At 75.5% G+C, this 6,828-nt stretch carries 4 protein-coding genes; 2 read left to right on the top strand and 2 right to left on the bottom strand.

Translation table 11 applies throughout. From position 1 onward, the window contains the following. Positions 1-91: 91 nt before the first annotated feature. Positions 92-1,018: an SDR family NAD(P)-dependent oxidoreductase gene (locus ACWDR0_RS34150; protein ID WP_456355724.1), complete on the bottom strand. Its 927-nt coding sequence runs from the start codon at positions 1,016-1,018 to the stop codon at positions 92-94. Positions 1,019-1,148: 130 nt separating this feature from the next. On the opposite strand from ACWDR0_RS34150, the gene ACWDR0_RS34145 reads away from it, so the two are divergent. Both ACWDR0_RS34145 and ACWDR0_RS34140 read left to right on the top strand, forming a co-directional pair. After that, on the top strand, positions 1,149-2,387 hold the full coding sequence (locus ACWDR0_RS34145) for a sensor histidine kinase (protein WP_456355723.1): 1,239 nt from the start codon (positions 1,149-1,151) through the stop codon (positions 2,385-2,387). Continuing rightward, complete coding sequence (locus tag ACWDR0_RS34140; protein WP_456355722.1) at positions 2,384-3,034, top strand: response regulator; 651 nt, start codon at positions 2,384-2,386, stop codon at positions 3,032-3,034. The genes ACWDR0_RS34145 and ACWDR0_RS34140 overlap by 4 nt, the downstream gene beginning before the upstream one ends. A gap of 120 nt (positions 3,035-3,154) precedes the next feature. Here ACWDR0_RS34140 and ACWDR0_RS34135 read toward each other — a convergent pair whose 3' ends face one another. Then, the gene (locus ACWDR0_RS34135; RefSeq protein WP_456355721.1) at positions 3,155-6,451 is read right to left on the bottom strand and encodes a S8 family peptidase; all 3,297 of its coding nucleotides are present in this window, start codon (positions 6,449-6,451) and stop codon (positions 3,155-3,157) included. Positions 6,452-6,828 lie beyond the last annotated feature (377 nt).

Here is a 6,828-nt window from a genome sequence, read left to right as displayed (position 1 = left end):
GCACGCTCGACCTACCCGCGCCGCCGGACGGGGCCGCACCCGCCCGGAAGCGGTTCCCCGGCCGGCAGCCGTCCGGTCGTCACCGGTGCATTCAGGGCCCGGTGGGGAGGACCAGCTTCCGGCCCGCGGTGACACCACCGTCCACCGCGACCGAGGCCCCCGTCATATAGGGGAAGTCCGGGGAGGCCAGTCCGAGTACGGAGCGGGCGATCTCCTCGGGCTCCGCCATCCGCTGGAGTCCGTCCACGTTCAGCGGGCCGAAGGCCGCCTTCAGCCGCGCCCACTCGGCGTCGGGGATGCCCGGCGGCCGGACCATGGGGGTATCGGTGGTGCCGGGCAGCAGGGCGTTGATCCTGATGCCCTTCGGGCCGTATGCCAGGGCCGCGCACTTCACCAGGCTCTCGATGGCCCGTTTGCTCGCGGCGTAGGCGGCGCCGTCGGGGCGGCCGCGTTCGGCGGCCACCGACGAGGTGCAGACGATCACGCCGCGGCCCGCCCGGAGCATATGCGGGATCTGGTACTTGAGGGCGAGGAACACCCCTCGTGTGTTGGTGTCCTGGATGTCGTCCCACTCCTGGACGGTGATCTCGTGGAGGAGCCGGCTGCTGCCGATCCCCGCATTGTTGAAGGCGATGTCGATGCCGCCGTAGCGGGCGGCGACCCGGTCGGTGAAGTCCCGGGTCTCCTCGGGGCTGCGGACATCGGCCCGGACGTAGAAGGCCTCTCCCCCGGCGTCGGTGATCTCGCGTTCGACCCGGCGGCCGGCGTCGGTGCGGCGGCCGCAGAATCCGACGGACGCCCCGGCGGCGGCGAAGGCGATCGCCGTCGCGCGGCCGATGCCCGAGGTGCCTCCGGTGATGAGGACCGAACTGCCGTGGAACCGCCGCCGGTCCGGGACGGTCCCGCGGGCCCGTCCGGCCGCATGGGCACCGGTTCCGGTGGCGCCCGCGATACCGAGGGCGGCGGCCGTGCCGAGTACGGCCCGGCGGCCCGGGTGTGCGCTGCTGTGCTTCTCCATGGCGTCCACCCTCGCGGTGCGGCACGGTCCGCGGATCCTGCCGCGGGGCGGATCCCGCGGCCGGGCGGAGGACCCGGCCTCCTCCGGTAGCAGGAGCCGCCGCGCCCGGTCGCCGACTTAGGCTGGCCGGGTGAACCGGCCCTGGACCGACCTGGTGTTCGACGACCGCCGCCGGGGTGTGCGCGCCCTGGTGTACACGGCCGCGCTGGCCACCGACTTCCTGCTGGTGCGGCAGCCGCCGGGGGACGGTGACCGGGCGCTGGCGGTGACCGGAGTGCTGCTCTGTCTGGCCGCGTGGCGGTGGGCCCCGGCCGCGCTGGTGGCGCAGTCGGCGCTGCTGGTGGGGGCACACACGGCGGGCTCGGGAATCGTTCCCTCGCTGAAGGTGCTGGCCGCGGTCACCCTGTTCGAGGTGGCGGTACGCGGACGGGGGCGGGTGCCCGCGGCGGGGTGTGCGGTGCTGGCGCTCGCCGTCGTGCTGAACCGGTTGGACGGCCTGCCGGGTGATCTGGCGCCGGTGCTCTTCAAGGCGCTGCTGGTCGCGGGGCTGCCGCTGTTCCTGGGGTCCTATGTCCGGATGTCCCGGGAGGCCGCGGCGTACGCGCGGGAGCAGGCGGCCCGGCGGGCGCTGCGGGCGGAGCAGGAGACCGCGGCCGCCCGGGCGGCGGAGCGCGCGGCGATCGCCCGGGAGCTGCACGATCTGGTGGCCCATCATGTGTCGTCGATGGTGCTGCGGGTGGGGGTGGCGCGCCATGTCGTGACGGCCACGGCCACCGGGGCGGGCGCGGGCGGCGGTGCGGTCACGGACCCCCGGATCACCGGCGTACTCGACGATCTGCACAGCTCGGGCCGGGCGGCGCTGGCGGATCTGCGGCGGCTGGTGGCCGTGCTGCGGACTCCCGGCGGCGCGGAGCCGGGGGCGGACTCGCTGGTCGCGGACGGAGCCCTGCCCGCGGTGCTGGCCGCGGTCGTGGACCGCACCGGCCGGGACGGGCCCGCCGTGACGGCGTCGGTGGATCCCGCCGTCGCCGGGCTGGACGCGGTCCGGGCCCTGGCCGTGCTGCGGCTGGTCCAGGAGGGACTGGCGAATGTCGCACGGCACGCGGGCCCTTCGGCGCGGGCCGAACTGGCGGTCCGGACGGACGGCGGAACCGTACGGCTGACGCTCCGGGACGACGGTGGCGGCGGACGGCCCGGGCCACCGGCCTCCGACCCGGGCGGCGAGGGCGGCGGTCATGGTCTGACCGGTATGCGGGAGCGGGTGGCGCTGCTCGGCGGCACGCTGGAGGCCGGCCCCGGGCCGGACGGGGGCTGGCGGCTCACGGCCGTACTGCCCGTCCCGGCACCGGTGCCGGAGCCCCGGCCGTGATCCGGGTCCTGGTCGCCGACGACCAGCAGTTGGTACGGATGGGGCTGCGGATGCTGTTCGAGCAGGCCCCGGACATCGAACTGTCCGGTGAGGCGGCGGGCGGGGCGGAAGCGGTCCGGCTGGCCGCCGGCCTGGGGCCCGATGTGATCCTGATGGACCTGCGGATGCCGGGTACGGACGGCATCACCGCCACCCGCCGTATCCTCGCGGACCGTCCGGGCGCCCGGATCGTGGCGCTCACCACCTTCGACGACGACGAGCATCTGTATCCGGCGCTGGCGGCCGGGGTCTGCGGCTTCCTCGTCAAGGACACTCCGCCGGACGAGATCCTCGCGGCGGTGCGCCGGGCCGCGTCCGGGGAGGCGCCGTTCAGCCGGGACGCCCTGTCCCGGCTGGTCGCCCGGGCGGTGGCGGCCCCGGCCGGGCCGCCGGATCCGGCCGCCGCGCTGCCGGAAGTCACCCCGCGCGAGCGCCAGGTGCTCGCCCTGCTCGGGGCGGGCCTGTCCAATCCGGAGATCGCCGACCGGCTGCATCTGGGCATCACCACGGTGAAGACGCATGTGGCGAATCTGATGGCGAAGACCGGCCGGGACAACCGGATCCGGCTCGCGGTCCTGGCCGTGCAGTGCGGTGTCGTCCCGGAGTGAGGGGGTTCCGCGCGGCCGCCGGAACGGATGCCCCGCCCACCGGCCGCCCCACGGGAGACGCGGGAGACGCGGGAGACGGCACCCGGCCGGTGCCGCCTCCCTCCCGTGCGGGTGCCGCGGTCAGCGGCCCCGGTAGGCGTTGTGGATGGTCTGCTTCAGGGTGTTGCCCGCGGTGTCGGTGACGGTGGCACGGAGCGCGATGCCCGCACCGGCCGCCGGGTTGACGACGGTGACGGCGCCGCCGGTGACGGGGGCTTCGGTCCAGGTGCGGCCGGAGTCGAGGCTGGTGTGCACGGTCAGCGACCGCAGTTTCGGTCCGGCCGCCGCGCCTTCGACGGTCACCGGGATCCGCATCCGGGCGCCCGCCGGGGCGGTGGAGTCGAGGGCGAGCGCGGGTGCGAAGCGTACGGCGGACACCGGCAGGTCCACCGGTGCGGCCGACGGCCCGGACGTGAAGGTCCACTCGGAGCTGACCTCGGTGGAGACCGAGGAGACGCCGGAGTGGGTGGAGGTGGCGGTCAGCCGGTAGGACGCTTCGGCGCGGGGGAGGGTGAAGCTCGCCCAGCAGAGCGGGTCCCGGCTCTCGCGGATCTTCACGCCGTTGCGGTGCAGGGTGACGGTGCTGCTGTCGGCGGCCGCGTCGCCCCAGCGCCCGGCTCCGTCGGAGAACATCGGCAGACAGCCGTAGAGGGTGTCGCCGTCGCGGCGTAGGGCGCCCGTACGGTCGGCGCCGAACTCCTCGGCGGCGATGCCGGGACCGAAGACGCCGACTCCGAGCCGTACCGGTGCCGCCGGGCCCGGGGTGTACCGCTGGAACGGGGTGACGAGGTCCAGTTGCTGCCGGTCGTCCTTCACCCGCAGTTGGTGCAGCCGCCAGCGCAGGTCTCCGGTGGCGAAGTGGGCGGTGACGGTCTCGGGCAGCGGGGTCGCGGCGGGTGCGTGCACGCTCCCCGCCACGCCGTGGCCGAGGTCCGCGGCCGCGCCGGTGTACGCCCGCTCGCCGGGGACGGAGCTTCCGCTCTCCACCCGTACGGTGGCGAGTTCACCGGCCGTGAAGTGGCGGGTGACCCCGGCCGGGAGCGTACGGCCCTTGGCGCGGTGGGCCAGGAAGTAGCTGTCGGAGCCCGCGGTCCAGGCGCCCGAGAAGCCCTGGGAGACGGTGCCGGAGGGCAGCGCCGGGCCCTGGTGGGCGATGCGCACCCCGTCGAAGGAGGCGAGCGACCAGCTTCCGTAGGTCTTGGTGCCGCCGGTGTCGAGGAGGGTCGTGATCTCGGCGGAGGTGTTGCGGGCCGCCGGGTCGGGGCCGGTGATCCGGACCGGCTTCGCCCGGCGGGCGTCGACGGTGACCGTGGTGTCCCGGTCGACGGTCAGCCGCGGTTGGCCGATCAGGTCGAAGACACCCCGGTCCGCCGGGTCGGCGAAGACCTCACCGTTGAGGAAGTAACCGCCCTTGGGCACCCGTACGGTGAAGGTGCCGCCCGGGTCGCTGCCGGAGAACACGGTCCCGTCGGCGGGGCCGCTGAGGCCCGTCAGATAGGCGCCGTAGTCCGTGGCGGGGGTGCCGTTCCGGCCGAGGGTGCGGACGGTCAGCGCATACGACTCGACCTCGCGCTCGACGGAGCCGAGCACCCGGACGGACTGTCCGCCGCCGGCCGCGGTGACCACCGCGGTCAGGATGCCGTCGGTGGTGCCGCGGCGGGTGTCGGCGGTCAGCCGTGCCGTGGCGGTGCCGCCGGCCGGGACCGTGATCCGGTTGGTGGAGAGGGTGAACAGGCCGGGTGCGGTGGGGCGGCCGTCCGTGCCCTGTCCGGTCACCCGCAGATCGAGGGTGACGGGCGTGCCGCCGGTGTTCCGGTAGGTCACGTCCCGGGTTGCCGGGGTGTCGTCGTGGTGCGGCCAGGAGTGCCGTCCGAAGGAGAGCGACGGGGTATCCGCGACCACCGTGCCGGTGAGGGCCGCCGCGACGTCGATCCGGCCGTGGCCCTGTTCCAGGGGGGTGTACGGGCCGGGCCGGGCGGAGCCCGTCAGCGCCGCCTTCAGCCGGGCGCCCGGCCAGGTGGGGTGCTTCTGCTTCAGCAGCGCCGCGGCACCGGCCACGTGGGGTGTTGCCATCGAGGTGCCGGAGAGATGGCGGTAGCCGGGCAGGTCCGGGTCGTCGAGCCCGGGGACGGCGGCGGCGATATCGCCGCCGGGGGCGGTGACGTCCGGCTTCAGTCCCCGGTCCCCGGGGGCGGGGCCGCGGGCGGAGAAGCCGGTGAGGGCGTCCCGGTGGTCGACGGCCCCGACGGTCAGGGCGGCCCCGGCGCTGCCCGGGCTGTCGACTCCGGCGGTGCCGCTGTTGCCCGCGGCGACGGCGAAGAGGACCCCGGTGGTGGCCGAGATCCGGTCGATCGCCTCCTCCAGCGGGTCCTGGCCGGGCTCGTCCCGCATGCCGAGGCTCAGATTCACCACGTCGGCGCCCTGGGCGACGGCCCATTCGATGCCCGCCAGGATCTGGGCGGTGGATCCCCAGCCCTGGTCGTTGAGGACCTTTCCGTCGAGGATCCTCGCGCCGGGCGCGATGCCCTTGAACCGGCCGCCGGACTTGGCCCCCGTGCCCGCGGCGGTGGACGCCACATGTGTCCCATGGCCGTCGCGGTCCTCGGGGCCCGGCGCCCAGGAGAAGTTCCGTTCGGCGATCTCCTTGCCCGCGAGGTCGGGATGGGACTGGTCGACTCCGGTGTCCAGGACGGCGATCTTCACCCCGGTGCCGTCGTATCCGGCCCGCCAGGCGGCGGGCGCCCCGATCTGTCCGGCGCTGCGTTCCAGGGAGGCCCGGTGGACGGCGTCCAGCCAGACCTTGTCGATACCCGGAGCGGCCGTACGGGCGGTCCCGGCCCGGCCGGAGTCGGTCAGCGCCTCCCAGACCCGGGCGGCTTCGGCGGCGTCCCCGACCTGGAGGGTCCGGGCATTGAGCCGGGGCAGCTCACGGCCCGCGTCGGCCCCGGCGGCCTTGGTCAGGGACTTGTCGGCCGCCGCGGCCTCACCCCGGTAGCGGACGATCAGTCCGAGGCCGCCGCGCTGACGGTACGGGGCCCGGCTCCGTTCGGTGATGTCGAAGAGCCGGGGGTCGAGGCGGCCCTGGTCGATCAGCGGCCGGGCGTCCGCGGGGACGGCGAGCGTCCGCCCGTTGCGCTGGGTGATCCGCACGGGCACGCGCTCGCGCCCCGGGGCCCGTTCGATCCGGGACACCCGGCCCGTGCGGTCCACGGTGACGGTGTCGCCGGTGACCAGCACGACCCGGGCCCCGCCACCGCCTTCCCGTGCCGCGGGATCCGGCGGGGGTACGGACGCGGCGGCGGCCGGTGCGGTGAGTGCGGCCACCAGGGCCGCGACCGCGAGGGCGGCCGGGGCACCCTGCTGGGGTATTCGGGACAACGTTCTCTCCTCCGGTGGGGAATCGGCTGCCCGTCATAAGTGCCTTGCCCCGGGCCGGGGTTGCCCCGCCACGGGCCCCGTCCTACGCCCCGTCCGGAGCGGTCCGGCTCCGGCGGGAGCGGCTTTGACACCCTTCTGACGCGTTTTTGACGGCCCGCCGGTACCGGTGCCAAGAACACGTCAGGGCGCCGTCAAGGGGGCGGGAAGGCGAGGTCGGGGGGCCCGGGGCGGGCCTAGATTCCGAGGCGGCCGTGCGTCGCGGAGGAGGTCGGTGGCCCGCCCTGATCCCGGCGACGACCTGCGGCGGTCCGCGACCTGCTGGAGCGCCCGACCTCCGGCACCGTGACCGTGGACGGCGCCGAGCTGACCGCCCTGGC

This window comes from Streptomyces sp. NPDC003691 (assembly GCF_053981115.1).
This window is presented reverse-complemented; position numbering and strand designations above follow the sequence as displayed.